The organism is Streptomyces sp. KM273126 (assembly GCF_004337435.2).
Classification (GTDB): Bacteria; Actinomycetota; Actinomycetes; order Streptomycetales; family Streptomycetaceae; genus Streptomyces; species Streptomyces acidicola.
The window spans coordinates 2,601,239-2,624,545 of sequence record NZ_SJXB02000001.1 but is presented as its reverse complement, the minus strand read 5'-3'; the positions used below and the strand labels follow the sequence as shown (position 1 = coordinate 2,624,545).

Genomic DNA, 23,307 nt, shown 5'->3' with positions numbered 1-23,307 from the left:
GAACGGCCCGTTCCGTACGACGGTCCCACAGTTCCGGGGAGGCCGAGGACGCAAGTGAGGGAGACTTCGATGAGCGCACCCGACGGCAGCCCGGTCGGCGCCGAACGCAGCATCGGCCAGCTGTTCGCCACGGCGACCACCGAGATGTCCGCGCTGGTGCACGACGAGATCGCGCTGGCCAAGGCCCAGCTCAAGCAGGACGTCAAGCGCGGTGCGATGGGCGGCGGGGCGTTCGCGGCGGCCGGCGCGGTGCTGATCTTCTCCCTGCCGATGCTGAGCTTCGCCCTCGCGTACGGCATCCGGACCTGGAGCGGCTGGAACCTCGCGGTCTGCTTCCTGTTGTCGTTCGCGGCCAACGTGCTGGTCGCCGGACTCCTCGCGCTGATCGGGGTCGTCTTCGCCAAGAAGGCCAAGAAGGGGCAGGGCCCGCAGAAGGTCGCCTCCTCCATGAAGGAGACCGCGGGCGTCCTGCAGAACGCCAAGCCGCACCCCCGTCGGCCCAGCCCAGCCGACACCCCTGTCGAGGCTGTGGCACGCTCGTCCTCATGACGGACCCCGCCACTCCTTCGGACAAGTCCCCTGCCCCTCCGACGACTGCGGCCTCCGGGGCCTCCGCGGCGCCGCCCGCCTCGGTCGTGCGGCTGGACGTGCCCGGCGCGAAGGTGGCGCACCGGGACGTCGCGGCCAACGGCGCGCGCTTCCACATCGCGGAGCTGGGTGACGGACCGTTGGTGCTGCTGCTGCACGGTTTCCCGCAGTTCTGGTGGACGTGGCGGCACCAACTGGTCGCCCTCGCCGACGCCGGCTACCGGGCCGTGGCGATGGATCTGCGGGGCGTCGGCGGCAGCGACCGTACGCCCCGGGGCTACGACCCCGCCAACCTGGCGCTCGACATCACCGGAGTCGTGCGGTCCCTCGGCGAGCCCGACGCCGCACTGGTCGGCCACGACCTCGGCGGCTACCTGGCGTGGACGGCCGCCGTGATGCGCCCCAAGCTCGTACGACGGCTCGCGGTCGCCTCGATGCCGCACCCCAGGCGCTGGCGCTCGGCCATGCTGTCGGACGTCAAGCAGACGGCCGCCGGTTCCTACATCTGGGGCTTCCAGCGGCCCTGGATCCCCGAACGGCAGCTCACCGCCGACGACGGAGCCCTGGTGGGCCGGCTCATGCGGGACTGGTCGGGGCCGCGGCTGCCGGACGACGAGACCGTGGAGACGTACCAGCGTGCGATGTGCATCCCGTCGACGGCGCACTGCGCGATCGAGCCGTACCGGTGGATGGTCCGCTCGATGGCCCGCCCGGACGGCATCCAGTTCAACCGCCGTATGAAGCGCCCGGTCCGCGTGCCCACCCTGCACCTGCACGGCTCGCTGGACCCCGTGATGCGCACCCGGAGCGCGGCCGGCTCCGGAGAGTACGTCGAGGCCCCGTACCGCTGGCGGCTGTTCGACGGCCTGGGCCACTTCCCGCACGAGGAGGACCCGGTCGCGTTCTCGACCGAACTGATCAACTGGCTGAAGGATCCCGAACCCGATCGGTGACCGTCCGGGTGCGTCTGGTATCCGGACGGTACTCGAACGCACCCGGATGCACCCGGATGCACCCGGACGGGAACACCTGTCCGACGAAGGTCCGGCGGAGATCCGACGAAGGTCATACGACGGTCATACGGACGGCCACATGCCTGGCGCATAGGCCAATTGAGGGGCTCGTGGGCGGTTATCGACCTTGGGGCAGGGGCAGAGGTCGGGGTATGGGCTGGACGCACGACTACAGTGACGCAGCACGCAACCGCCGCTCCGCCGCGGGCCTGAGTTCCCATCAGGGGGGTGGCCCGCAGCTTTCGGGCGCGGACGCCCGGCTGGGCATTCCACACATTCTGCGCCGCCGGGCCCGCTGGGTCTCGGCGCGGCTGCGCCACCCGCGCGCCTGAGTCGTTCCGCCGTCGGCCCTAGATGGCGCAGCTGTCGCTGCCCACCTGCTGGCTGGCAGCACGGCCCCTGGTGATGTCCTCCTGGACCTCGTCCACGGTGAGCGCGTACCCGGTCTCGGGGTCGTCGAGGGACTTCGCGAAGACCACGCCGTACACCTTGCCGTCGGGCGTGAGCAGTGGGCCGCCGGAGTTGCCCTGGCGGACGGTCGCGTACAGCGAGTACACGTCGCGGCTGACGGTGCCGCGGTGATAGATGTCCGGGCCGTTGGCCGTGATGCGGCCCCGTACGCGCGCGGGGCGCACGTCGTACGCGCCGTTCTCCGGGAAGCCCGCCACGATCGCGCTGTCGCCGGTGACGGCGTCCTCGCGCGAGAACTGCAGCACGGGCGCGTTCAGATTCGGCACGTCCAGTACGGCGATGTCGCGCTCCCAGTCGTAGAGGACGACCGTGGCGTCGTACTTGCGGCCCTCGCCCCCTATCTGGACGGTGGGCTCGTCGACGCCGCCGACCACGTGCGCGTTGGTCATCACGCGGCGCTGGCCGAAGACGAACCCGGTGCCTTCGAGGACCTTGCCGCAGCTCTCGGCCGTGCCCATGACCTTGACGATGGACTTCTTGGCCTGCTGGGCGACCGCGCTGTTCGCCAGCTGCGGGTCGGGGGGTTGGACCTCGGTGATCTTCTCGTTCGAGAACGGGCTGAAGACCTGCGGGAAGCCGTTCTGCGCGAGGACCGAGGTGAAGTCCGTGAACCAGGTGTCGGCCTGGTCGGGCAGAGTGCTGGACACACCGTGGAGCACCCTGGAGTTGCGCACCTCCGTGCCGAGCGTCGTCCGCGCCAGCAAGGAACCGATCAGCCAGGCGACCAGGAGCATCGCCACCACGTTGACGAGGGCGCCGCCGGTGGCGTCGAGGGCGCGGGCCGGGGACCAGGTGATGTACCGGCGGAGGTTGCTGCCCAAGTGGGTGGTCAGGGCCTGGCCGACGGAGGCACAGACGATGACGACGATCACCGCTACGACGACGGCGGTCGTGCCCACCTCCGCGCCGTCGGTCAACGCGTCCCAGATGACCGGGAGCAGATAGACCGCGACGAGGCCGCCCCCGAGGAAGCCGATCACCGAGAGGATGCCGACGACGAAGCCCTGGCGGTAGCCCACGATTGCGAACCACACGACGGCGACCAGCAACAGGATGTCCAGCACGTTCACTGCTTCAAGCCTCGCCTCGTCACCTTGCGGTCGCCAATCCCCGGCCGGGGGACGGGGCCACTCCGCAGCAGCACACGAGCGCGGCGTCCCCCGGAAAAACACAGCACGGCTGCCACCCTGTCATGCGCGCCAGTCGAGCGGGACCTGCTTATCCCGGTCCCAGGGCCGCTCCCAGCCCGCGAAGTGCAGCAGACGGTCGATGATTCCTGCCGTGAATCCCCACACCAGGGCCGATTCGACCAGAAATGCCGGACCTTTGTGACCCCTGGGGTGGATGGCGGTGGCGCGGTTGCCGGGGTCCGTGAGATCCGCCACGGGGACGGTGAAGACACGGGCCGTCTCGTTCGGATCGACGACACCCACCGGGCTCGGCACTCGCCACCAGCCCAGAACGGGGGTGACCACGAAGCCGCTCACCGGGATGTACAGCTTGGGCAGCACGCCGAACAGCTGGACGCCACTCGGGTCGAGCCCGGTCTCCTCCTCGGCCTCGCGGAGAGCGGCCCGCAGCGGCCCGTCGGCCTTCGGGTCGCCGTCCTCGGGGTCGAGGGCGCCTCCGGGGAAGGAGGGCTGGCCCGCGTGCGAACGCAGCGAGCTCGCCCGCTCCATGAGCAGCAGCTGGGGCCCGCGCTCCCCCTCGCCGAACAGGACGAGCACGGCGGACTGCCGGCCCTCGCCGTTCGCCGGCGGCAGGAATCTGCTCAGCTGCGGCGGCTCCACCGTCTCGGCGGCGTGAACCACCGGGTCCAGCCAACCGGGCAGGCCGTCCTTGCTCAGCACCAGCCGCCCGTCGTGCGTGTTGCTCGCGTGCGTCATCGCCACCCCCGTCGCTCTGCCGATCCCAACGCGCACGCCACCGCGGATCGTTCCGCAGGTCCCTCGTGTGGGTGTCCTGCCGTACGTGCGCCGTGCGGGCCTCGTGCCGTACGGGCGTCGTATGGGCTTCGTGCCGTACGAGCGCCATGCGGGCTTTCTGCCGTACGAGCGTCGTGTGGGCTGCCTGCCGTACGAGCGTCGTGTGGGTGTCCTGCTGTGCCGGCCGTCATCCGGCCCCCAGTGGGGGTGCCGGGATGCCACCGGCGTCCAGGTACGCCTGCGGGGGCTTGAGGCGCTGGCCCGGGAAGCCACCCTTCTCGTACTTCAGGAGCTTCTTCGCCTTCTCCGGGTCCGTCTCGCCCTCGCCGTACGCCGGGCAGAGCGGGGCGATGGGGCAGGCGCCGCACGCGGGCTTGCGGGCGTGGCAGATGCGGCGGCCGTGGAAGATCACGTGGTGCGAGAGCATCGTCCACTCGCTCTTCGAGAAGAGCGCGCCGACGGCCGCCTCGATCTTGTCCGGGTCGGTCTCCTCGGTCCACTTCCAGCGCCGGACCAGCCGCTGAAAGTGCGTGTCCACCGTGATCCCGGGCCGCCCGAAGGCGTTGCCGAGCACGACGAAGGCGGTCTTCCGGCCGACGCCGGGCAGTTTGACCAGGTCCTCCAGCCGGCCGGGCACCTCCCCGCCGAAGTCCTCCACCAGGGCCTTCGACAGCCCCATGACCGACTTGGTCTTGGCCCGGAAGAAGCCGCAGGGCCGCAGGATCTCCTCGACCTCCTCGGGGTTGGCCGCGGCAAGGTCCTCGGGCGTCGGGTACTTCGCGAAGAGCGCCGGTGTGGTCTGGTTCACGCGCAGGTCGGTGGTCTGGGCCGACAGGACCGTGGCCACGATCAGCTGGAAGGGGCTCTCGAAGTCCAGCTCCGGGTGGGCGTACGGGTACACCTCGGCGAGCTCGCGGTTGATACGGCGGGCGCGGCGAACGAGCGCGGTGCGCGACTCGGCCTTCGGGGGCTTCTTGGCCCTGGCCTTGCCGCCCGGTGCCTCCGCGGCGGCGGCATCGGCGCTTCCGGATGCGACGTTTCCGGATGCGACGTTTCCGGATGCGACGTTTCCGGATGCGACGTTTCCGGATGCAACGTTTCCGGGGGCAACGTTTCCGGGGGCAACGTCTCCGGGGGCAACGGTGACCTTCTTCGAAGGAGCAGCCTTCTTCGCGGCGGCAGCCTTCTTCGGGGTCGCCTTCCGGACAGCCTTCACTCCCGGCTCCTCAGCAGAGGCAGGCCTCGCGACCGCCTCCACTTTTGTCTCCTTTTTCACTTTCTTCGCTTCCGCGGGGGCCTGTTCGCCCACAGCGGAATCGCGACGTACAGCCACCCGCGCAGCCCCCTTGGCCTGTGCTCTCACCGGCGATTTGGACACCCGGCCAGCCTAAAGCCAGGCACCGACATCTGCCCCTGACCCACAAGATCGGCCACCAATTGGACCCCTGCTGGGCACCTGGGCACACCTGTACGGCATCCTTGTGACAGATCACACTGTTTGGACCGTCGGGCAATATGGGGAGCACGGTCCCCTGGTACCACGGGGAGCAAGATCCCCTGAGCAGGTCGACAAGGAGAGAACTCGTGGACGACGTTCTGCGGCGCAATCCGCTCTTCGCCGCGCTCGACGACGAGCAGGCCGCGGAGCTTCGCGCCTCCATGAGTGAGGTGACCCTCGCGCGCGGTGACGCCCTGTTCCATGAGGGCGACCCCGGTGACCGCCTGTACGTGGTCACGGAGGGCAAGGTCAAGCTTCACCGCACGTCCCCGGACGGCCGGGAGAACATGCTGGCCGTCGTGGGCCCCAGTGAGCTCATCGGCGAACTGTCGCTGTTCGACCCGGGCCCGCGTACGGCGACGGCCACCGCACTGACCGAGGTCAAGCTGCTCGGCCTGGGCCACGGCGACCTCCAGCCCTGGCTGAACGCCCGCCCGGAGGTGGCCGGCGCCCTGCTGCGCGCGGTCGCCCGCCGGCTGCGCAAGACCAACGACCAGATGTCCGACCTGGTGTTCTCGGACGTCCCCGGCCGCGTGGCCCGCGCGCTCCTGGACCTCTCGCGCCGCTTCGGCGTGCAGTCCGAGGAGGGCATCCACGTGGTGCACGACCTCACTCAGGAGGAGCTCGCCCAGCTCGTCGGCGCCTCCCGCGAGACGGTCAACAAGGCCCTCGCGGACTTCGCCGGCCGTGGCTGGCTGCGCCTGGAGGCCCGCGCGGTGATCCTCCTGGACGTCGAGCGCCTCGCCAAGCGTTCCCGCTGACTTCCGGTACACCGACGGGGTCCTGCCTCCTGGAGTGCGGGGCCCCGTTCACGGTGATCACATGGCCGGAACCAAGCGCTCCAGAGCCCCCAGGTCCCCCAGAGGGCTCGACCCGCAGGGCTGCATCGAACGTGAGGGGTCCCTGGGGCGGATACCCCAAGCCTTCCGTCCGGTCGTCGCCACCGCGCGAGACCGGATCCTCGACGCCTTCGGCACTCGCCTGCACAGCGCGTACCTCTACGGCTCGGTCCCCCGCGGCACCGCGCGCGTGGGGCGCAGCGACCTCGACCTCCTCGTCGCCCTCCGCGAGGAACCCACGGACGCGGACCGCGCGGAGGCCCGTGCCCTCGATGAGGCGCTCGACCAGGAGTTCCCGCCGATCGACGGCTCCGGCACCCTGCTCCACAGCCGTGCGCGGCTGCTGAGTGACCTGGAGAGGTACGACCTGGGCTGGTTCGTCGCCTGCCTCTGCACGCCCCTCCTGGGCGAGGACCTCGCCGAGTGCCTCCCCCGCTACCGCCCGGACTCGCTCCTCGCGCGTGAGACCAACGGCGATCTCGCGCTGCACCTCCAGCGGTGGCGCAAACGGATCGAGGAGGTGGCCGGGGGCGCGTCCGGCGACGCGGCCGCCGAGGAATCCCGGCGCTCCCTCGTCCGCGGTGTCTCCCGACGCCTCGTCCGCACCGGCTTCACGCTGGTCATGCCCCGTTGGAACGGCTGGACCAGCGACCTGCACGAGATGGCCGAGGTGTTCGGGCAGTACTACCCGGAGCGCGCCGGCCAGATGCGGTCGGCGGCGGTCGCGGCGTACGAGCCGGGCCCCGCCCCGGCCGTCCTGCGCTGCTACGTGGACGACCTCGGCCCGTGGCTCGCCGAGGAGTACGCGCGCGTGCACGGCGTCAAGGCGGCACGCCCCTGAGGCAGCCTCTCCGAACTCCTGAGGCGGCGCCTTTCAGTAGCCCGGGGCAGCCCCTGGCAGTAGCCCGGTGTCAGATCAGCCCGTGTTCCGTCAGGTAGTCCAGCTGCGCCCGCACCGACAGCTCGGCCGCCGGCCACAGTGACCGGTTCACGTCCGCGTACACGTGGGCCACGATCTCGTCCGCCGTGCGGTAGCCGTCCTCGAATGCCGTCTCGATCTGGGCGAGCCGGTGGGCGCGATGGGCGAGATAGAACTCGACGGCGCCCTGGGCGTCGTCGAGGACGGGACCGTGGCCTGGGAGGACGGTGTTAACGCCGTCGTCGACGGTCAGGGACCGGAGCCGCCGCAGGGAGTCGAGATAGTCCCCGAGACGGCCGTCCGGGTGGGCCACGACCGTCGTTCCGCGGCCCAGGACGGTGTCACCCGTCAGGACCGCCCGATCGGCCGGGAGATGGAAGCACAGCGAGTCCGCGGTGTGCCCGGGCGTGGAGACGACCCGCAGCTCCAGCCCGCCGACGGCCACCACCTCGCCCGCGCCCAGCCCCTCGTCCCCGAGCCGCAGTGCCGGGTCCAGAGCGCGCACCTTGGTCCCCGTCAGCTCGGCGAACCGCGCCGCGCCTTCCGCGTGGTCGGGGTGCCCATGCGTGAGCAGCGTCAGCGCGAACCGTTTTCCGGCCCTGTCCGCCGTGTCGACGACGTTCCGCAGGTGCCCGTCGTCCAGCGGCCCCGGGTCGACGACGACCGCCAGCTCGGAGTCGGGCTCGGACAGGATCCAGGTGTTCGTGCCGTCGAGGGTCATCGGGGACGCGTTGGGCGCGAGCACGTTGACGGCGCGCGGGGTGGCGGTGCCCGAGACGACCGTGCCCCGTGGCTGGCCGGGAAGTGCGGCGGCGTCCGTCATGCGGGGGCCTCTTCCGGGACGTTGCTCATGCGGAGGTTCCCCCCGTCGGGATGTGCTTGGTGAACTCGTCGTGACCGGGCCAGGAGAGGACGATCTCGCCCTCTTCCAGGCGCGCCCGCGCCAGGACCGGGGTCATGTCCCGGCCGGGCGCGGCGGCCAGTGCCTCCGCGGCCGTGGCGTACGGGACGAGCTGGCGCAGGGTCGCGATGGTGGGCGGCATCATCAGCAGCTCGCCCTTGTCGTACGCGTCGGCCGCGTCCCGGGGGCGGATCCACACGGTGCGGTCGGCCTCCGTGGAGGCGTTGCGAGTGCGCTGCCCCTCCGGGAGGACGGCCACGAAGAACCAGGTGTCGTAGCGGCGGGGCTCGAACTCCGGGGTGATCCAGCGGGTCCACACGCCGAGGAGATCGGAACGCAGCACCAGGCCCCTGCGCTCCAGGAACTCCGCGAAGGACAGGTCACGGGCGGCCACGGCCGCGCGGTCCGCCTCCCAGTCCTCCCCCGTCGTGTCGCCGACCACGGAGTCGGCGGTCGGGCCCGCGAGGAGGACGCCCGCCTCCTCGTAGGTCTCGCGTACGGCCGCGCAGACGACGGCCTGGGCGCCGGTCTCGTCGACCCCCAGCCTGTCCGCCCACCACGCGCGCGTGGGGCCCGCCCAGCGGATGTGGAGCTCGTCGTCGCGGGGGTCCACACCACCGCCCGGATACGCGTACGCGCCCCCGGCGAAGGCCATGGAGGCGCGTCTGCGCAGCATGTGCACCACGGGGGTGCCGTCGGTGTCCTTGAGCAGGATGACCGTGGCCGCCCTCTTCGGGACGACCGGGGTGAGCGTGCCCTCCGCCAGCGAGCGGATGCGTTCCGGCCACTCCGGTGGGTACCACTGACCGTTCGCCATGGCCGGAGGCTATCCCGTAGTGCGCTGATGTTCGAGAGGCAACAATCGGTTGCTCCAGGGACGCGTTCCAGGACACGTTCCAGGGGTCAGAGCCATCGCTCAGCCCTCCGTCAGCTCCACCTGGATCTCGACCTCCACCGGCGCGTCCAGCGGGAGCACCGCCACGCCGACGGCGCTGCGGGCGTGGACGCCCTTGTCGCCGAGGACCTCGCCGAGCAGTTCACTGGCGCCGTTGAGGACGGCGGGCTGGCCCGTGAAGTCGGGGGCCGAGGCGACGAAGCCCACGACCTTCACCACGCGCGCGACGCGGTCGAGGTCACCGGCGACCGACTTGACCGCGGCGAGCGCGTTGAGCGCGCAGGTGCGGGCCAGGCCCTTGGCCTCCTCCGGGGTGACCTCCGCGCCGACCTTGCCGGTGACCGGCAGCTTGCCGTCCACCATGGGCAGCTGCCCGGCGGTGTACACGTACACGCCCGACCGCACGGCGGGCTGGTACGCGGCGAGCGGCGGGACGACCTCGGGCAGGGTCAGTCCGAGCTCGGCGAGCTTCGCCTCGACGGCGCTCACTGCTTCTCCCGCTTCAGGTAGGCCACCAGCTGCTCGGGGTTGTTCGGCCCGGGCACGACCTGGACGAGCTCCCAGCCGTCCTCGCCCCAGGTGTCCAGAATCTGCTTCGTGGCGTGGACGAGCAGCGGCACGGTTGCGTATTCCCACTTGGTCATGTGGCCGACTCTAGCCGCTGCGCGGCGGGGGTCATGCGGCAGTCGTGCGGGAGTCATGCGGCCGACCCCAGCCGCGTTATCCACAGCCTCCCGCGTAGGCCGTGCACGGACTGGTTAGGCTCGAAGGCGTGAGCAGGCTCCAGGTCGTCAGCGGCAAGGGCGGTACCGGAAAGACCACGGTCGCCGCAGCACTCGCGCTCGCCCTCGCGACCGAGGGCAAGCGCACTCTTCTCGTCGAGGTGGAGGGCAGGCAGGGCATCGCGCAGGTCTTCGAGACGGAGGCACTGCCGTACGAGGAGCGGAAGATCGCCGTGGCTCCGGGCGGTGGCGAGGTGTACGCGCTCGCGATCGATCCCGAACTGGCTCTTCTGGACTACCTCCAGATGTTCTACAAGCTGGGCGGTGCAGGCCGCGCCCTGAAGAAGCTCGGCGCCATCGACTTCGCCACCACCATCGCGCCGGGCCTCAGGGACGTGCTCCTGACCGGCAAGGCGTGCGAGGCGGTGCGCCGCAAGGACAAGAGCGGCCGGTTCCTGTACGACTACGTGGTGATGGACGCGCCGCCCACGGGCCGCATCACCCGCTTCCTGAACGTGAACGACGAGGTGGCGGGCCTGGCGAAGATCGGCCCGATACACAATCAGGCCCAGGCGGTGATGCGGGTCCTGAAGTCCCGCGAGACCGCCGTGCACCTGGTGACGCTCCTGGAGGAGATGCCCGTCCAGGAGACCGTGGACGGCATCGCGGACCTGCGCTCGGCCCGGCTTCCGTTGGGCCGGATCATCGTGAACATGGTGCGTCCGGCCCTACTCGACGGCGACGACCTGGAGTTCCTGCAGGCCGCGTCCCGTCCGTCCATCGCCAGGTCGCTCTCGGCGGCCGGCCTCGGCGGAGCGCGGCGCGGTGGCCACGCCGAGCGGCTCGTGGATCCGCTGCTGGAGCAGGCCGCCGAGTACGCCGAGCGCCACACCCTGGAGCACGAGCAGCGGGCCGTACTTCGGGAGCTGGGCCTGCCGCTGCACGAACTCCCGCTGCTCGCCGAGGGCATGGACCTGGCGGGCCTGTACGAACTGGCCACGGAACTGCGTCAGCAAGGGATCTCATGAGTCAGGACCCGGCCCCCACGCACAGCTTGGCCTCCACGCGCGACTCGGCCCACGCGCACGACCCCCATCGGGCGATCGCCTCCACCCGCGCCCTGGCGGTCGATCCGCTGATCGACGACCCGAAGACCCGCATCGTGGTGTGCTGCGGCTCCGGGGGCGTCGGCAAGACGACGACGGCGGCGGCCCTGGGGCTGCGTGCCGCCGAACGCGGCCGCAAGGTCGTGGTGCTCACCATCGATCCGGCGCGCAGGCTGGCGCAGTCCATGGGCATCGACTCGCTGGACAACGTGCCGCGCCGGGTGAAGGGCATCGACGACTCCGCCGGCGGCGAACTGCACGCCATGATGCTCGACATGAAGCGCACCTTCGACGAGATCGTCGAGGCGCACGCGGACCCCGAGCGGGCGTCCGCCATCCTGGGCAACCCCTTCTACCAGTCACTCTCGGCGGGCTTCGCGGGCACGCAGGAGTACATGGCGATGGAGAAGCTGGGGCAGCTGCGCGCCCGGGACGAGTGGGACCTGATCGTCGTCGACACACCGCCGTCGCGCTCCGCGCTGGACTTCCTGGACGCCCCGAAGCGGCTGGGGTCCTTCCTGGACGGGAAGCTGATCCGGGTGCTGCTGGCGCCCGCGAAGGTGGGCGGGCGTGCGGGGATGAAGTTCCTGAACGTCGGGATGTCGATGATGACGGGCGCCCTCGGGAAGCTCCTCGGCGGCCAGCTCCTGAAGGACGTGCAGACCTTCGTGGCCGCCATGGACTCGATGTTCGGCGGCTTCCGCACGCGCGCGGACGCCACGTACAAGCTGCTGCAGGCGCCCGGCACGGCGTTTCTGGTGGTGGCGGCCCCGGAGCGGGACGCACTGCGCGAGGCCGCGTACTTCGTGGAGCGGCTGGCCGCCGAGGACATGCCGCTCGCCGGTCTGGTGCTCAACCGGGTCCACGGCAGCGGCGCAGCCCAGCTGTCCGCCGAGCGCGCACTCGCCGCTGCGGAGAACCTCGACCTCGCGGACGATCACGCGGATCCCCCTGCGGCCGATTCCCCCGAGACCGATTCCCCCGAGACGGATTCCGCTGCGGCTGATCCCTCCGCGGCCGGGGCTCCTGCGGCCGATCGCCCCGTCGCTGATGCCTCTGCGGCGGAGCCCTCCGTGGCCGATCCCCCCGCTGCCGAGCCGGCCACAGCCGACCTGACCACGGCCGATCCGGCCGCGGCCGACCCTGCCGACCCCGTCGCCGCGGAAAATCTTGCCGATTCCCGCATTGTCGATCAGGTGGACGGGAAAGTAGGACTTCGTAACTCTCCCGACGCGTACGGCAGTTCAGCATCTCCCGCATCCGAGGGTCACGAGTCCGAGGTTCCCGCACCCGAAGCAGGCTCCCCCGCCGCAGACCGGGCCACCGCGGACCGGACGGACCGGACCGTCGACCAACTCACCGCAGGCCTGCTGAGATTGCACGCCGAGCGCATGCAGCTGCTCTCCCGCGAGCAGCGCACTCGCGATCGCTTCACCGCGCTCCACCCCGAGGTGGCCGTGGCCGAAGTCGGCGCACTGCCCGGCGACGTCCATGACCTCGCGGGACTGCGGGACATCGGTCACCGGCTCGCGGCCATACGGCCGGAGCTGCCCACCACCGACGCCTGAGCGTCCGGTAGCCACAAGCGGTACGGAGGCCTGCCGGGTACACACCCGGCACGGAGGCCTCCAGAGACCGCGGGCACCAGCACCCGGAAGCCTGGGGCACCCGGAGGTCGGCGCATCTGCCGACTCGCCGACGCCACAAGGGCGCCCTCGGTGCCCCGGCAGTCAGTACCAGTCAATACGCAGGAGCCGCCCTCGGTCTGCTCAGCCCACCGCGGCGTAGTTCTCGTACACCTCTTCCTCGTCGAGCGGCAGCAGGCCCGCGCCGCGCTCGTACTCCGTACGTGCGGTCTCCAGCAGCCTGCGCCATGACGTGACAGTCGGACGCCTGCGCAGCAGTGCGCGGCGCTCGCGCTCCGTCATGCCTCCCCACACGCCGAACTCCACGCGGTTGTCCAGCGCGTCGGCCAGGCACTCCGTGCGTACCGGACATCCGGTGCACACCGCCTTGGCCCTGTTCTGCGCTGCTCCCTGAACGAACAGTTCATCCGGATCGGTAGTGCGGCAGGCAGCCTGCGCACTCCAGTCGGTTACCCAGCCCATACCGGCGCCGTCCTCTCCCGAATCGAGGCTCCCCCACGGCGGCAGCGGCATATTCACCGCCGCCAGTTGAGGACGTTACGGAAGGTGGGCACAGCGCAACACCCCCTTCGGGCCCAATCTTGAATGGCCCGAACGGACTATGGGTAAGCGGCAGATCACCCGCGGGAGTGACCTGGGGTCATACGTGACTTTCCCGTCAGAACGGGACAGTTGAGCCACGTCACAATGGACGCCAGGTGACACACACGGCGAATTCGGACACGCCCCCGAAAAAAAGTGGGGAGAACGTCGGAACGATTCGGGTTCGCCAGACGTACTTGATACGTGGGCCTACTGCCGTGACAGTCGAGAGCAGCTTAGGCCAAGGCATATGCGCGTGTCCGGCGAATGAGAACGTAGACACATCCGTTGCCCTGGCATCAGGCGTCCACCCCGCACCATCCGCCCGGGGCCATCCGTGCCCGGCGCCCGAGTGACCGTAGTCACCATCAGCATCAACACCAGCGCCACGCACGCGCTCTACGCGGGGTCGTTGCACGCCCGGCTGCCCCGAGATGTCACGATCCTGTACTCGAACATCCCGAGGGGCACCCGCTCCCTCGGAACGCTCATCACTACGGATTAGGCTGCCCCCATGCCAAACAAGCGCTCGGGCGGAGGTCTGTCGCCAACGCAGCAGGCCGCCAAGTTCCTCGGTGTCAGCGTGCTCGCGGGTGCCGTCATGGCGGGCATCGCACTGCCCGCGGTCGGCGCCCTCGGGCTGGCCGCGAAGGGATCGGTGGAGGGGTTCGACGAGCTCCCGGCCAACCTGAAGCGCCCGCCCCTGAGCCAGCGCACGACGATCCTCGACAACCAGGGCGGCCAGATCGCCACGGTCTACTCCCGTGACCGCACGGTGGTCGAACTCAAGGACATCGCGCCCGTCATGCAGAAGGCGATCGTCGCGATCGAGGACTCGCGCTTCTACGTGCACGGCGCGGTCGACCTCAAGGGCATCCTGCGCGCCCTCAACAAGAACGCGCAGAGCGGCGGCGTCGAGCAGGGCGCGTCCACGCTGACGCAGCAGCTCGTGAAGAACGTCGCGGTGGAGGAGGCCGGCGACGACCCGACGAAGGTCGCCCAGGCCACCCAGCAGACCCTCGGCCGCAAGATCCGCGAGCTGAAGGTCGCGATCCAGCTCGAAGAAGAGCTCGGCAAGAAGAAGATCCTGGAGAACTACCTCAACATCACGTTCTTCGGGCAGCAGGCGTACGGCATCGAGGCCGCCGCCCAGCGCTACTTCTCCAAGCCCGCGAAGGACCTGGAGCTCGACGAGGCCGCGCTCCTCGCCGGCATCGTCCAGTCGCCGACGCGTTACGACCCGATCAACGACGAGGCGGAGGCCAAGAAGCGGCGCAACCTGGTGCTGCAGCGCATGGCCGACGTCGGCGACATCTCCCGGGCGCAGGCGGACAAGGCCAAGAGTGCGCCCCTCGGGCTCGACGTCAGCAAGCCGAAGAACGGCTGCATCACGGCGGTCAAGGGCGCCGGCTTCTTCTGCGACTACGTGCGCGAGGTGTTCCTGAACGACCCGGTCTTCGGCAAGTCCAAGGAGGCGCGGGCCAAGATCTGGAACCAGGGCGGCCTGACGATCCGGACGACGATGGACCCGCAGGCCCAGCAGTCGGTCCAGGACTCGATCAAGACTCACGTCAACCAGAGCGACGACGTGGCGACCGCCGCCAGCGTCGTCGAGCCCGGCACCGGCAAGATCCTGGCGATGGGCCAGTCCCGCCCGTACGGCATCGACACCAAGCAGAACGAGACGACGATCAACCTCTCGGTCGACAAGGACATGGGCGGCGGCGCCGGGTACCAGCCCGGTTCGACGTTCAAGCCGATCGTCGCCGCGGCCGCCATCGAGGACGGCATGGCCCCGACGAAGCAGTACTCGTCGCCGTACGAGATGGCCTACCCGAGCCCGATCTCGGCCTGCGACGGCAAGAACTGGACGAACACCGAGGGCGCCAAGCTCACCAACGAGAACAAGTCGGAGGTCGGCCCGTACCGCATGAAGGAGGCGACCGCGAAGTCGGTCAACACCTACTACGTGCAGTTGATCGCCGACATCGGTATCTGCCCGGTCACCAAGATGGCCACGGAGATGGGCGTGAACCGCGCGGACGGCGGCGAGATGGGCCAGAACCCGTCGATCGCCCTCGGAACCCAGGAGATGTCGCCGCTGACGATGGCGAACGCGTACGCGACCTTCGCCTCACGCGGCATGTACTGCACGCCGGTCGCCATCGAGTCGATCAAGCAGAGCGTCGGCGGGACGACGAAGTCCCTCGATGTCCCGAAGTCGACCTGTTCGCGTGCGATGTCGGAGACCACCGCCGACACGTTGAACACCCTGCTCAAGGGCGTGGTCGAGGACGGTACGGGTACGCAGGCGGGTCTCGGCAGCCGCCCCAGCGCGGGCAAGACCGGTACGACGGACGGCCGCTACGCGGCCTGGTTCGTGGGCTATACGCCGAACATGGCGGGGGCCGTCTGGGTCGGCGACCCGGCGCACAAGCGGCGCATGGTCGACATCAGGATCGGCGGCAACTACCACGCCAAGGTGTACGGCGGTGGGGTCCCCGGCCCGATCTGGCGCGACATGATGAGCGGCGCGCTGGTGGGCAAGGACGCACCCGACTTCAACCTGATCAACATCCCCGACGAACGGGACCGCGATCGCGACCGTGGCCGGGACAAGGGCCGCGACGGCGGGGGCAACAACGACAACAAGGGGAACGGCAACAACGGCGGCCTGGTCGACGGCGGCACCGGCGGCGATTTCCCCACCCCGTCCTTCTCCATCCCGGAGGGCTTCATCCAGGGGCAGGGGAACGGCGGCAGGGGGAACGGCGGCGGCTTCGGCGGCTGACCGGTCGGCCGGCCGATGGATAACCGGTCGGCTGGATACGGCGGTGGGGTGCCCCCTGGGTAAAGGGGCACCCCACCGCCGCATTCGGAGCCTCCACAGGCGCCGCCGCGCACACGGCCGGGCCGTGACAGACGTGACAGAAGACGTGGCAGACGTATCGCAGCGCGCCGAGAGCCGTGGACGTATCGCCCGGAAGCGCTGCTCAGCCGCCCGGAAGCGCCGCTCAGCCGCCCGCGAGAAGCTGCTTGACCACCGCGGCGACGCGACCGCCCTCGGCCTGGCCCGCCACCTTCGGGTTGACGATCTTCATGACCTGGCCCATCGCGCGCGGCCCCTCGGCACCGGCCGCCTTCGCCTCCTCGACGGCCTGGGCGACGATCTGCCGGAGCTCCTCGTCCGAGAGCTGCTTGGGCAGATAGGCGGCGAGGACCTCGCCCTCCGCCTTCTCCCGCTCGGCCTGCTCGACCCGGCCACCGTGCGCGAAGGCGTCCGCGGCCTCGCGCCGCTTCTTCGCCTCCTTGGTGATCACCTTCAGGACCTCGTCGTCGGAGAGCTCGCGCTTCTCCTTGCCCGCGACCTCCTCCTTGGTGATCGCGGCGAGCGTCAGCCGGAGCGTCGAGGAGCGGAGCTCGTCGCGCTCCTTGATCGCGGCGTTGAGGTGTTCCTGCAGCTTCGACTTGAGCGTGGTCATGAGATCGATTGTCGCAGGTGCGCTGGGTCGGCCGCCCGTTGATTTCACGGGGCGTGGCTGGGCGCGGCCGCGTGCGGCCCGGCCTGCCTCAGCTCTTCCGCCTTGTCCACAGGGGGACTTGGGGATGCCGACCGCGACGGGCCATGGTTATCCACAGGCTGCGCGAGGTGTCGTGCGGGTCTGACACGATGGGTGTATGCGAGCGCGATACGGAGTACCTCTGGGGATCGCGGCGGTGGGCGCCGCCGGTCTGGTCTATGCGGCGGGAATCGAGGCCCGCTCGTTCCGGCTGCGCCGGGTGACGGTGCCGGTGCTGCCGTCCGGCATGCGGCCGCTGCGCATACTCCAGATCTCCGACATCCACATGGTGAGCGGACAGCGCAAGAAGCAACGCTGGCTGCGCTCGCTGGCCGGGCTGCGCCCCGACTTCGTCATCAACACCGGGGACAACCTCTCCGACCCGGAGGGCGTCCCCGAGGTACTGGACGCGCTTGGCCCGCTGATGGAGTTCCCGGGGGCGTACGTCTTCGGTTCGAACGACTACTACGGCCCGAAGCTGCGCAACCCCGCCCGCTATCTGCTGGAGAAGTCCCAGGGCCGCCACGGTCTGAACGGCAACGCACCGGCGGTGGGCGTCATCCACAACCCCTGGGAGGAGTTGCGGGACGGCTTCGACACGGCGGGCTGGCTGAACCTCACGAACACGCGCGGCACGCTGAAGATCGAGGGCACGGAGGTGGAGCTGACCGGCCTGGACGACCCGCACATCAAGCGGGACCGGTACGCGCGCGTGGCGGGTGGCCCCTCCGAATCGGCCGACTTCTCGATGGGCGTGGTGCACGCCCCGTATCTACGCTCGCTGGACGCCTTCACCGCGGACGGTTACCCCCTGGTCCTCGCCGGCCACACCCACGGCGGCCAGCTCTGCATCCCCTTCTACGGCGCGCTCGTGACCAACTGCGACCTGGACACGGACCGAGTGAAGGGCCTGTCCACACACACGGCGGACGAGCAGACGGCGTACCTCCACGTATCGGCGGGCTGCGGCACGAACCGCTACACGCCGGTACGGTTCGCCTGCCCGCCCGAGGCATCACTGCTGACGCTGGTGGGACGGGAGTGAAACCAGCACGGTGACTCTCTGACGACGGCTGCACGTCACGGGGGGGGCTTCCTCTGAGACGCCCCCTGACGCGCCCTCCGCACATCCCTGGCATGCCCCCGGCACGTCCCCAGCACCTCACTCATACGGAGTGCCCCATTTAGCCGGTTTTGCCGACGCGACTTAGCGTGAACGCATGACCACGCCGATACCCAGGGACATACCCGACCTGCCCGCGATAACGGGCATGCCCGCGCCGCTGCAGTCCGTCGTCCCCGCGAGTGCGGTGGTGGCACCGAACCGGCGCCCGGTAGCGGCCGCCTTCCGTCTGATGGTGGCGCTGGCGGCAGCAGCGGGCGTGGGCGTCGAGCTGCTCCTGGGCAGCCCGCTCCACGTTCTCAGCTACTTCATGATCCAGACCGGCGTGCTGGTGGCGGTGGTCTTCGCCTCCTCGGCGTCACGGGCCTGGACGGCCCGCCGCCCCCTGCCACCCCGGGTGACGGGCGGCACGCTGCTGTACATCTCGATCGCGGCCCTGATCTCCCACGTGATCCTCACGGGGGGCTCGACCGCCTTCCTCACGATGGGACCGACTCCGGTCCCGGCCCCGGGCGCGGGAGCGGGAGCCGGGACAGGAACGGCCGAGGTCGCCACGCTCGCGGGCTGGCCCGCACCGGCCAACCCGCTCCTCCACACACTGCTCCCCCTCGCGGTGGTCGCGGACTGGCTGCTCTTCACCCGCCCCGCCCCTCTGCGCCCGGCCCTCGCGGCAACGTGGCTGCTCTACCCCCTGGCGTACCTGGCATTCACGCTGGCACGCGGCTTTCTGCTGCCCGACGGCTCCTCGGCGTCGTACCTCTACCCCTTCCTGGACGTGAACCACCAGGGCTACAAGAGCGTCCTCGCCAACGCCCTCCTCATCGGCCTCGCCTGCTACGCCCTGGGGCTCCTCCTGGTCGCCCTCGACCACCTCCGCCCCAACCCGGTCCGCCCCCGCCGAGGCCGCCTGGACTGGTGAGCCCGCCCCCACCTCCCGCAAAACCGGATTTCGTCTCCAGCCACCAGTGGGCTAAAGTAAACGACGTCGCCGCGACACGCAGCGACAATCGGGGTGTAGCGCAGCTTGGCAGCGCGCTTCGTTCGGGACGAAGAGGTCGTGGGTTCAAATCCCGCCACCCCGACGCTGGTCAGAGGCCCATTCACGTGATCGTGAATGGGCCTCTGAGTGTTTGTACAGCAGCGGAGTACAGCAACCGCTATGGCTCTTGAAGGCCGTCCCCGTCCGGCCGCTCCTCCCGCTTGCGTTTGCCCTTCTTGCCGTCCCTCTGCTTGCTGCCGCCCAGAGCCTTCCCGAGCTTCCGGAGGGCCCGCCTGGTGTCCGCCGAGGGGACGTGCGTGTAGACCTCCATGGTCACCGCGATCTCGGAGTGGCGGAGGATCTGCATCGCGATCCGAGGGTGGACATCGAGGGCGGCCAAGAGCGAGGCACAGGTGTGGCGGGTGTCGTGCACGCGGATCCGCCGGACGCCGGCACGCTCGCAGCGGCGGTCGAACTCGCGGGTGAAGTTCCGCGGCTCCACCGGGGTGCCGTTGCGGGTGGTGAAGACGAGGTCCGATTCCGTCCAGAGATCCGCGGCCCGCTCCCTCGCCACCTCCTGCTCCTTCTTACGGAGCCGGAGCGCCGCCAGGCAGATGTCCGGCAGCGGAAGCACCGCCTCGGAGGCTTCCGTCTTGGCCGTGTCGGTGTGGAGCAGGCGCCGGCGAACGCGCTGCAGCTGGTGGCGGATGTGCAGCTCCCCCGTGTCGAGGTTCACGTCCGACCAGGTCAGTCCCAGAACCTCACCCTTGCGCAGGCCCAGGACGAGGATCAGCACGTACGCGGCATAGAGGTAGTCCCGCCACGTCTGCGCGTTTTCCAGGAAGGAGCACGCCTCCTCGACCGGCCAAGGGTCCGGCCGCTTGCGCCGAGCTCGCTGCACCTTCACCAGCTGGGCGACGTTCTTGGAGATGCGCTCCTCCACCATGGCGTTGGTCAGCGCGCTGCGGAGGATCGTCCGGGCGTCATTGACCGAGCGCTTCGACAGCGTCTGCCGGCAGCACTCCCCCTTGGCGCAGCAGCGTTGCCGCTCTTCGGACCGCCTGGCGTCCTTGCCCTGTGCGCAGCACTGGCACGTCTCGGCAAGCCTGTTGAGCCAGCCCCGCGTGTCCTGAACGGTCAGCCGGTCGAGCCGCTTCGGGCCGAGAAGCGGGACGATGTACAAGCGCACGGTCGTCTCATACGTGGCAGCGGTGAGCGGCCTGAGGTTGGGTTCCACGACCTCCTTGAGCCAGTACGCCAGGTAGTTCGCGAGCGTTGGCATATTGGTGGCCACTGGCCCCTTCTTGGCTTCGTTGTGGAGCTTGAGCCACTTCTCGTGGACGTCCTTCCGAGTGGGGCCGTAGACGTACTTGCGTTTGCGGTTGCCGTCCGGGGTGGTCACCCATACGTAAGCCGCGAACCCGTTCCTGTACGGGTAGATGGACCCTTCGCCATTGCCTCGCTTCCCGCTCACACGGACCACCTCTCCGCCCCTGCTGTACAGCTCTCCACGTACTCGTCGACCCAGGCGGGGAGGATGCGGCGGTTGCGACCGATCTTCACGGAACGGATCTCACCCGTCAGTACGAGCATCTTGGTTTTGGAGAGGCTGAAGCCGAGCATCTCGGCGACCTCAGCTGTCGTGTGCCACTTCCGACTGATCGCGGTCGTAGTCATCGGGTGGGTTCTCCTTCCGTCCCGAGAGCAGGTTCGAGGGATGCGGTGAGCCAGGCTTCGGCGGCGCTGAGGCCGGTGCCGGCGAAGACCCAGTGGGCGAGGACGTACGTCGTGTCCGTCTGCCATTCGTCGGTTGCTGCCTGGGCGCGGCGCCATTCGGCGCGGGCGTCTCGGAGGGCGCCGAGGGTGGTGGAGTAGCGGCGCGACTTGGTGGAGAAGTGGCCGCGGAAGCCGAGCATGTGGGCCCAGGCCCGCAGGCGTAGGTCTTCCAGGTCCTTGCGGGCGCCGAGGGCCCAGGCGGTGCGGATGAGTCGGCGGGCGTGGTCGGTGATGTCGAGCTGGGCGAGTTCGGCAACGAACTTCAGGGGCCGGTCGAGTGGTCCCGTCGCGGTTTCGGCGCCCTTGGTGGCGTACTTGGCGATGTAGGAGGCGACGGCCCGCTCGGTCAGCTCCTGGCCGCCGTCGAAGTCGGCGGAGCGGATCGTGCGTACGTCGAGCTGGCGGCCGAAGGTGAAGACGTGGGCCCGGCCGTCGATGACGGGTCCGTCGACGCGGACGGCGGTGGCGGCGGCGTGGATGGCGTCGGTCAGCAGCTCGGCGGTGGCCCAGGTGGGAGGCGGGGTGTCACCGCCCTCGGGGCCGTCGATGCGGATAACGGCGTGGAAGTGGACGGCGCCACGCTTCTGGTACTCGGCGACCTTGGCAAAGGACACCCGGGCGTGCTCGCGGAAGGTCCGTTGCGTGAGGCCGGCGCGCTTGGCGACCTCACGGCGCAGGTAGGTCGAGAAGCGGCGCCACAGTGGACCGGCGTGGGCGTTCCAGAGGATGGCCGCTTCGTAGTCGTAGGTGTCCGGGTCGAGCGGGGTGCCGAGGGCGGGGTCGTCCTGGTCGTGGCGGGTGCCGCAGCGGCAGGGGCGGATGGAACCGGGCGGGCCGGTGGGCCGGTTGTGGACGGGGCCGAAGCCAGGGGCGGTGAAGGTGGCGAAGACGCGGGGGTGCGCGGCGACGCGTTCGGGGACGCCCTTGCCGCCGCGCAGGCCGGAGGTGATCAGGTGAAAGGTGTCCCGGCGGTAGACCTCGGCGCAGGCCGCGCAGCGGGTGGTGCGGCGGTTGTTGCAGCGGACGAGGAGGTGTCCGGCCGGGAGGGCGGCGGAGTCGAGGTGGTGGAGGACGCTCCCGATCTCGCCGGTGCGGGTGCTCACGTCGTATTCGGTGCGGTGGCCGTCGAGGCGGATCGGGTGGGTGCAGCCGCCGAGGCCCGAGAGCTGGCGTAGGAGGGCGGGCATGGTGCCGAGGGCGGCCAGGTCTCGGAGTTCGGTCAGCGGGGGCGGGGTGGCGCGGGTGATGATGGGCTTGCTCCTTCTGGCTTCGGCTGGGAGGGTGAGGGCCCCCGGGGCGGCGGATGCTTGGCGGTATCGAGGCCGGCCCGGGGGTCTGGTGCGTCAGCGGCGGTGCTGGTCGCGGAGCATCGAGCGCAGGACCACGGCGGCGACGGCCACGGAGACGGCCGTGACGGCGACGGCGGCCAGGAGCGCGGTCAGTACGACTCCGCCGACGAGGACGGCCGCGACGGCTCCGGTGCTGACGGAGATCTGCGGGACTGGGCGCCGCATGGGCGTCGGTTCGGCCGTGGTGCGGGTGTGCGTGGGCGGCGGGGTCGGGTTGTCGGGGTACTTGGGTAGGAACACGGCGAAGTTCTCCTTATCTACTCGTCTAGTCATGTGAGCCGTTGACGATGCCGACGCCGGAGCGCGTGCCGGACTCGATGGCCGGGGCCATGAACGTGTGCGAGAGCCAGAAGCCGAAGAGGGCAATCAGGACGACGATCCACGTGCGGACGCCGAGGAACTTGACCGCTCCCCAGGCGAAGAAGCCGAGGACGACGACGAGCGGGAGGCTGACGGTCACGGGAGGCGGGTCCTTTCAGCGGACGGGGCAGCGGTGGGTGCGGGCGGCCAGTTCGGCGGCAGGGCGGCTGTCGTAGTCGGCGGAGAAGCCGCAGCGCGGGGCCGTGCAGGCGGCGGTGTGCTTCTCCCGGCCGCGTCCGTCGTAGGAGGTGCCGACCTGGACGGGGCCGATGCGGGTGACGGAGCGGAAGCGGCGGTTGGCACTCATGGAGGGCTCCTTTCAGAGCTGTGCGGCGATGGCGTCGGCCAGGGGCAGGGGCACTCCGAGCCGGGCGCGCAGGGTCGGGGTGTCGATGGCCGTTCCGGTGCGGTTGTGGTGCTCGGTGGCGACCTTGCGTGCGTGCTCGACCAGGGCCGCCGGGACGGGGACCGCGGGCGGAGCGGGCTTCGGCTCGATTGCCGGCGCGGCCGGGAGGGCCTCGGTCGGATCGGGCGCGTCCTCCTGGTCCTCGATGGGCTGCGGTTGCTCCGGTTCGTCGGTCGTCTCGGGGTGGTCGTCCGTCGTCGGCGGGGTCGAGTGGGCGAGGAGGGTGCCGCCGAGGAAAGCGACGGCTGGCCAGCCCGCGACGAGGATGCGGAGCCAGGCCGGTACCTGATCGATGTCGAGCAGTCCGGCGGTGGCGACGTTCGCGCCAAGGGAGGCGGTCAGCGCGATCACGAACCAGCACCATCCGGCCGCCTTGGTCTCGCCGGAGCGCAGTCGGCGCCAGGCGGCGACGAGCAGCAGGTCGACGGAGACGGGATACGCCCACGCCTTCCATCCGTCCTGACCGGCGGCCGAGGCGATGTCGTGCAGGTGGGCGAAGGACAGCGCGGCGGCGATGACCGCCTGAACGAGCACCGCGTCGACGCGGGCCAGGTGGGCGCGCATGCTGCGGCTCCTTCCGGCTTCGGGCATGGGAGGGGTAGTGACATGGCGCGAGGCGGTCACGCCGACCGGGGGGTGAAGGGGGAAG

At 70.2% G+C, this 23,307-nt stretch carries 27 protein-coding genes and 1 tRNA gene; 12 read left to right on the top strand and 16 right to left on the bottom strand.

All coding sequences use genetic code 11. From position 1 onward, the window contains the following. The first annotated feature begins 69 nt into the window (after positions 1-69). The 3 genes from E0500_RS11320 (at position 70) to E0500_RS43730 (ending at position 1,933) form a co-directional block, all read left to right on the top strand. Positions 70-549, top strand: coding sequence for a phage holin family protein (locus tag E0500_RS11320; RefSeq protein WP_131558612.1), 480 nt, complete (start codon positions 70-72; stop codon positions 547-549). Next, positions 546-1,541, top strand: coding sequence for an alpha/beta fold hydrolase (locus tag E0500_RS11315; RefSeq protein ID WP_131558610.1), 996 nt, complete (start codon positions 546-548; stop codon positions 1,539-1,541). Before E0500_RS11320 ends, E0500_RS11315 begins: the two co-directional genes overlap by 4 nt. Before the next feature lie 212 nt (positions 1,542-1,753). Further along, positions 1,754-1,933, top strand: coding sequence for a hypothetical protein (locus E0500_RS43730; protein WP_131558608.1), 180 nt, complete (start codon positions 1,754-1,756; stop codon positions 1,931-1,933). 18 nt (positions 1,934-1,951) lie between these two features. Here E0500_RS43730 and E0500_RS11310 read toward each other — a convergent pair whose 3' ends face one another. From E0500_RS11310 to nth, 3 genes are all read right to left on the bottom strand, one after another. Then, positions 1,952-3,142 carry a MarP family serine protease gene (locus E0500_RS11310; protein WP_131558606.1) on the bottom strand — a complete coding sequence of 397 codons (1,191 nt, stop codon included), beginning with the start codon at positions 3,140-3,142 and terminating at the stop codon, positions 1,952-1,954. A gap of 120 nt (positions 3,143-3,262) precedes the next feature. Next, the gene (locus tag E0500_RS11305) at positions 3,263-3,958 is read right to left on the bottom strand and encodes a CoA pyrophosphatase (protein ID WP_131558604.1); all 696 of its coding nucleotides are present in this window, start codon (positions 3,956-3,958) and stop codon (positions 3,263-3,265) included. Positions 3,959-4,184: 226 nt separating this feature from the next. After that, positions 4,185-5,213, bottom strand: a complete 1,029-nt coding sequence (gene nth, locus E0500_RS11300) for an endonuclease III (protein WP_309505025.1) — start codon at positions 5,211-5,213, stop codon at positions 4,185-4,187. A gap of 368 nt (positions 5,214-5,581) precedes the next feature. Here nth and E0500_RS11295 point away from each other — a divergent pair, with 368 nt between their 5' ends. Together E0500_RS11295 and E0500_RS11290 are read left to right on the top strand one after the other, a co-directional pair. Beyond that, on the top strand, positions 5,582-6,256 hold the full coding sequence (locus tag E0500_RS11295; protein ID WP_131558600.1) for a Crp/Fnr family transcriptional regulator: 675 nt from the start codon (positions 5,582-5,584) through the stop codon (positions 6,254-6,256). A gap of 61 nt (positions 6,257-6,317) precedes the next feature. Then, positions 6,318-7,175 carry a nucleotidyltransferase domain-containing protein gene (locus tag E0500_RS11290; RefSeq protein WP_131558598.1) on the top strand — a complete coding sequence of 286 codons (858 nt, stop codon included), beginning with the start codon at positions 6,318-6,320 and terminating at the stop codon, positions 7,173-7,175. Positions 7,176-7,245: 70 nt separating this feature from the next. Here E0500_RS11290 and E0500_RS11285 read toward each other — a convergent pair whose 3' ends face one another. The 4 genes from E0500_RS11285 to E0500_RS11270 form a co-directional block, all read right to left on the bottom strand. Next, positions 7,246-8,076, bottom strand: a complete 831-nt coding sequence (locus E0500_RS11285) for an MBL fold metallo-hydrolase (protein ID WP_131558596.1) — start codon at positions 8,074-8,076, stop codon at positions 7,246-7,248. Between the two features lie 25 nt (positions 8,077-8,101). Continuing rightward, positions 8,102-8,971, bottom strand: coding sequence for an NUDIX domain-containing protein (locus E0500_RS11280; RefSeq protein WP_131558594.1), 870 nt, complete (start codon positions 8,969-8,971; stop codon positions 8,102-8,104). Positions 8,972-9,070: 99 nt separating this feature from the next. Further along, positions 9,071-9,538 (bottom strand): RidA family protein, encoded by a 468-nt coding sequence (locus E0500_RS11275; RefSeq protein WP_131558592.1) that lies wholly within the window; start codon positions 9,536-9,538, stop codon positions 9,071-9,073. Beyond that, a complete protein-coding gene (locus E0500_RS11270) occupies positions 9,535-9,693 on the bottom strand; it encodes a DUF4177 domain-containing protein (protein ID WP_003991873.1) in 159 nt (52 codons plus the stop codon). The genes E0500_RS11275 and E0500_RS11270 overlap by 4 nt, the downstream gene beginning before the upstream one ends. Positions 9,694-9,821: 128 nt before the next feature. Between E0500_RS11270 and E0500_RS11265 the strand changes: the two genes are divergently transcribed. Then, positions 9,822-10,799, top strand: coding sequence for an ArsA-related P-loop ATPase (locus E0500_RS11265; protein ID WP_131558590.1), 978 nt, complete (start codon positions 9,822-9,824; stop codon positions 10,797-10,799). Continuing rightward, on the top strand, positions 10,796-12,445 hold the full coding sequence (locus tag E0500_RS11260; RefSeq protein ID WP_131558588.1) for an ArsA family ATPase: 1,650 nt from the start codon (positions 10,796-10,798) through the stop codon (positions 12,443-12,445). Before E0500_RS11265 ends, E0500_RS11260 begins: the two co-directional genes overlap by 4 nt. Positions 12,446-12,646: 201 nt before the next feature. Here the strand turns inward: E0500_RS11260 and wblA are convergent, their stop codons facing one another. Then, the gene (gene wblA / locus E0500_RS11255; protein WP_059133594.1) at positions 12,647-12,985 is read right to left on the bottom strand and encodes a transcriptional regulator WblA; all 339 of its coding nucleotides are present in this window, start codon (positions 12,983-12,985) and stop codon (positions 12,647-12,649) included. Between the two features lie 472 nt (positions 12,986-13,457). On the opposite strand from wblA, the gene E0500_RS11250 reads away from it, so the two are divergent. Both E0500_RS11250 and E0500_RS11245 read left to right on the top strand, forming a co-directional pair. Then, positions 13,458-13,610, top strand: coding sequence for a hypothetical protein (locus E0500_RS11250; RefSeq protein WP_165934838.1), 153 nt, complete (start codon positions 13,458-13,460; stop codon positions 13,608-13,610). Between the two features lie 9 nt (positions 13,611-13,619). Further along, entirely contained in the window at positions 13,620-15,896 is a 2,277-nt protein-coding gene (locus E0500_RS11245; protein ID WP_131558586.1) for a transglycosylase domain-containing protein, read from the top strand. Positions 15,897-16,119: 223 nt separating this feature from the next. Here E0500_RS11245 and E0500_RS11240 read toward each other — a convergent pair whose 3' ends face one another. Continuing rightward, positions 16,120-16,587, bottom strand: a complete 468-nt coding sequence (locus tag E0500_RS11240; protein ID WP_131558585.1) for a GatB/YqeY domain-containing protein — start codon at positions 16,585-16,587, stop codon at positions 16,120-16,122. 196 nt (positions 16,588-16,783) lie between these two features. Between E0500_RS11240 and E0500_RS11235 the strand changes: the two genes are divergently transcribed. The 3 genes from E0500_RS11235 (at position 16,784) to E0500_RS11225 (ending at position 18,870) form a co-directional block, all read left to right on the top strand. After that, positions 16,784-17,710, top strand: a complete 927-nt coding sequence (locus tag E0500_RS11235) for a metallophosphoesterase (RefSeq protein WP_131558583.1) — start codon at positions 16,784-16,786, stop codon at positions 17,708-17,710. A 175-nt stretch (positions 17,711-17,885) separates the two neighbouring features. Further along, positions 17,886-18,707 carry a Pr6Pr family membrane protein gene (locus E0500_RS11230; RefSeq protein WP_181586957.1) on the top strand — a complete coding sequence of 274 codons (822 nt, stop codon included), beginning with the start codon at positions 17,886-17,888 and terminating at the stop codon, positions 18,705-18,707. 89 nt (positions 18,708-18,796) lie between these two features. Then, positions 18,797-18,870: transfer RNA gene (locus tag E0500_RS11225), tRNA-Pro, on the top strand. 75 nt (positions 18,871-18,945) lie between these two features. On the opposite strand, the gene xerC is transcribed toward E0500_RS11225, so the two are convergent. The 7 genes from xerC to E0500_RS11190 form a co-directional block, all read right to left on the bottom strand. Continuing rightward, positions 18,946-20,250, bottom strand: coding sequence for a tyrosine-type recombinase/integrase (gene xerC / locus E0500_RS11220; RefSeq protein WP_309505024.1), 1,305 nt, complete (start codon positions 20,248-20,250; stop codon positions 18,946-18,948). After that, the gene (locus E0500_RS11215) at positions 20,238-20,444 is read right to left on the bottom strand and encodes an excisionase family DNA-binding protein (RefSeq protein ID WP_131567485.1); all 207 of its coding nucleotides are present in this window, start codon (positions 20,442-20,444) and stop codon (positions 20,238-20,240) included. The genes xerC and E0500_RS11215 overlap by 13 nt, the downstream gene beginning before the upstream one ends. Further along, positions 20,441-21,730, bottom strand: coding sequence for a replication initiator (locus E0500_RS11210; RefSeq protein WP_131567482.1), 1,290 nt, complete (start codon positions 21,728-21,730; stop codon positions 20,441-20,443). Before E0500_RS11210 ends, E0500_RS11215 begins: the two co-directional genes overlap by 4 nt. Before the next feature lie 156 nt (positions 21,731-21,886). Then, the gene (locus E0500_RS11205; protein WP_131567480.1) at positions 21,887-22,132 is read right to left on the bottom strand and encodes a SpdD protein; all 246 of its coding nucleotides are present in this window, start codon (positions 22,130-22,132) and stop codon (positions 21,887-21,889) included. A gap of 25 nt (positions 22,133-22,157) precedes the next feature. Then, positions 22,158-22,352, bottom strand: coding sequence for a hypothetical protein (locus E0500_RS11200; protein ID WP_131567478.1), 195 nt, complete (start codon positions 22,350-22,352; stop codon positions 22,158-22,160). A 15-nt stretch (positions 22,353-22,367) separates the two neighbouring features. Beyond that, positions 22,368-22,559, bottom strand: a complete 192-nt coding sequence (locus E0500_RS11195) for a mobile element transfer protein (protein ID WP_131567476.1) — start codon at positions 22,557-22,559, stop codon at positions 22,368-22,370. Positions 22,560-22,571: 12 nt separating this feature from the next. Beyond that, entirely contained in the window at positions 22,572-23,222 is a 651-nt protein-coding gene (locus E0500_RS11190) for a DUF2637 domain-containing protein (RefSeq protein ID WP_131567474.1), read from the bottom strand. Positions 23,223-23,307: the final 85 nt, after the last annotated feature.

Coding starts and splice junctions, on each gene's coding strand:
- E0500_RS11215 (WP_131567485.1), bottom strand. CDS start 20,444: ATGACTACGACCGCGATCAGTCGGAAGTGGCACACGACAGCTGAGGTC.
- E0500_RS11270 (WP_003991873.1), bottom strand. CDS start 9,693: ATGACCAAGTGGGAATACGCAACCGTGCCGCTGCTCGTCCACGCCACG.
- E0500_RS11305 (WP_131558604.1), bottom strand. CDS start 3,958: ATGACGCACGCGAGCAACACGCACGACGGGCGGCTGGTGCTGAGCAAG.
- wblA (WP_059133594.1), bottom strand. CDS start 12,985: ATGGGCTGGGTAACCGACTGGAGTGCGCAGGCTGCCTGCCGCACTACC.
- E0500_RS11315 (WP_131558610.1), top strand. CDS start 546: ATGACGGACCCCGCCACTCCTTCGGACAAGTCCCCTGCCCCTCCGACG.
- E0500_RS43730 (WP_131558608.1), top strand. CDS start 1,754: ATGGGCTGGACGCACGACTACAGTGACGCAGCACGCAACCGCCGCTCC.
- E0500_RS11190 (WP_131567474.1), bottom strand. CDS start 23,222: ATGCGCGCCCACCTGGCCCGCGTCGACGCGGTGCTCGTTCAGGCGGTC.
- E0500_RS11320 (WP_131558612.1), top strand. CDS start 70: ATGAGCGCACCCGACGGCAGCCCGGTCGGCGCCGAACGCAGCATCGGC.
- E0500_RS11285 (WP_131558596.1), bottom strand. CDS start 8,076: ATGACGGACGCCGCCGCACTTCCCGGCCAGCCACGGGGCACGGTCGTC.
- E0500_RS11195 (WP_131567476.1), bottom strand. CDS start 22,559: ATGAGTGCCAACCGCCGCTTCCGCTCCGTCACCCGCATCGGCCCCGTC.
- E0500_RS11240 (WP_131558585.1), bottom strand. CDS start 16,587: ATGACCACGCTCAAGTCGAAGCTGCAGGAACACCTCAACGCCGCGATC.
- E0500_RS11235 (WP_131558583.1), top strand. CDS start 16,784: ATGCGAGCGCGATACGGAGTACCTCTGGGGATCGCGGCGGTGGGCGCC.
- E0500_RS11290 (WP_131558598.1), top strand. CDS start 6,318: ATGGCCGGAACCAAGCGCTCCAGAGCCCCCAGGTCCCCCAGAGGGCTC.
- E0500_RS11210 (WP_131567482.1), bottom strand. CDS start 21,730: ATGCCCGCCCTCCTACGCCAGCTCTCGGGCCTCGGCGGCTGCACCCAC.
- E0500_RS11260 (WP_131558588.1), top strand. CDS start 10,796: ATGAGTCAGGACCCGGCCCCCACGCACAGCTTGGCCTCCACGCGCGAC.
- E0500_RS11230 (WP_181586957.1), top strand. CDS start 17,886: ATGACCACGCCGATACCCAGGGACATACCCGACCTGCCCGCGATAACG.
- E0500_RS11280 (WP_131558594.1), bottom strand. CDS start 8,971: ATGGCGAACGGTCAGTGGTACCCACCGGAGTGGCCGGAACGCATCCGC.
- E0500_RS11245 (WP_131558586.1), top strand. CDS start 13,620: ATGCCAAACAAGCGCTCGGGCGGAGGTCTGTCGCCAACGCAGCAGGCC.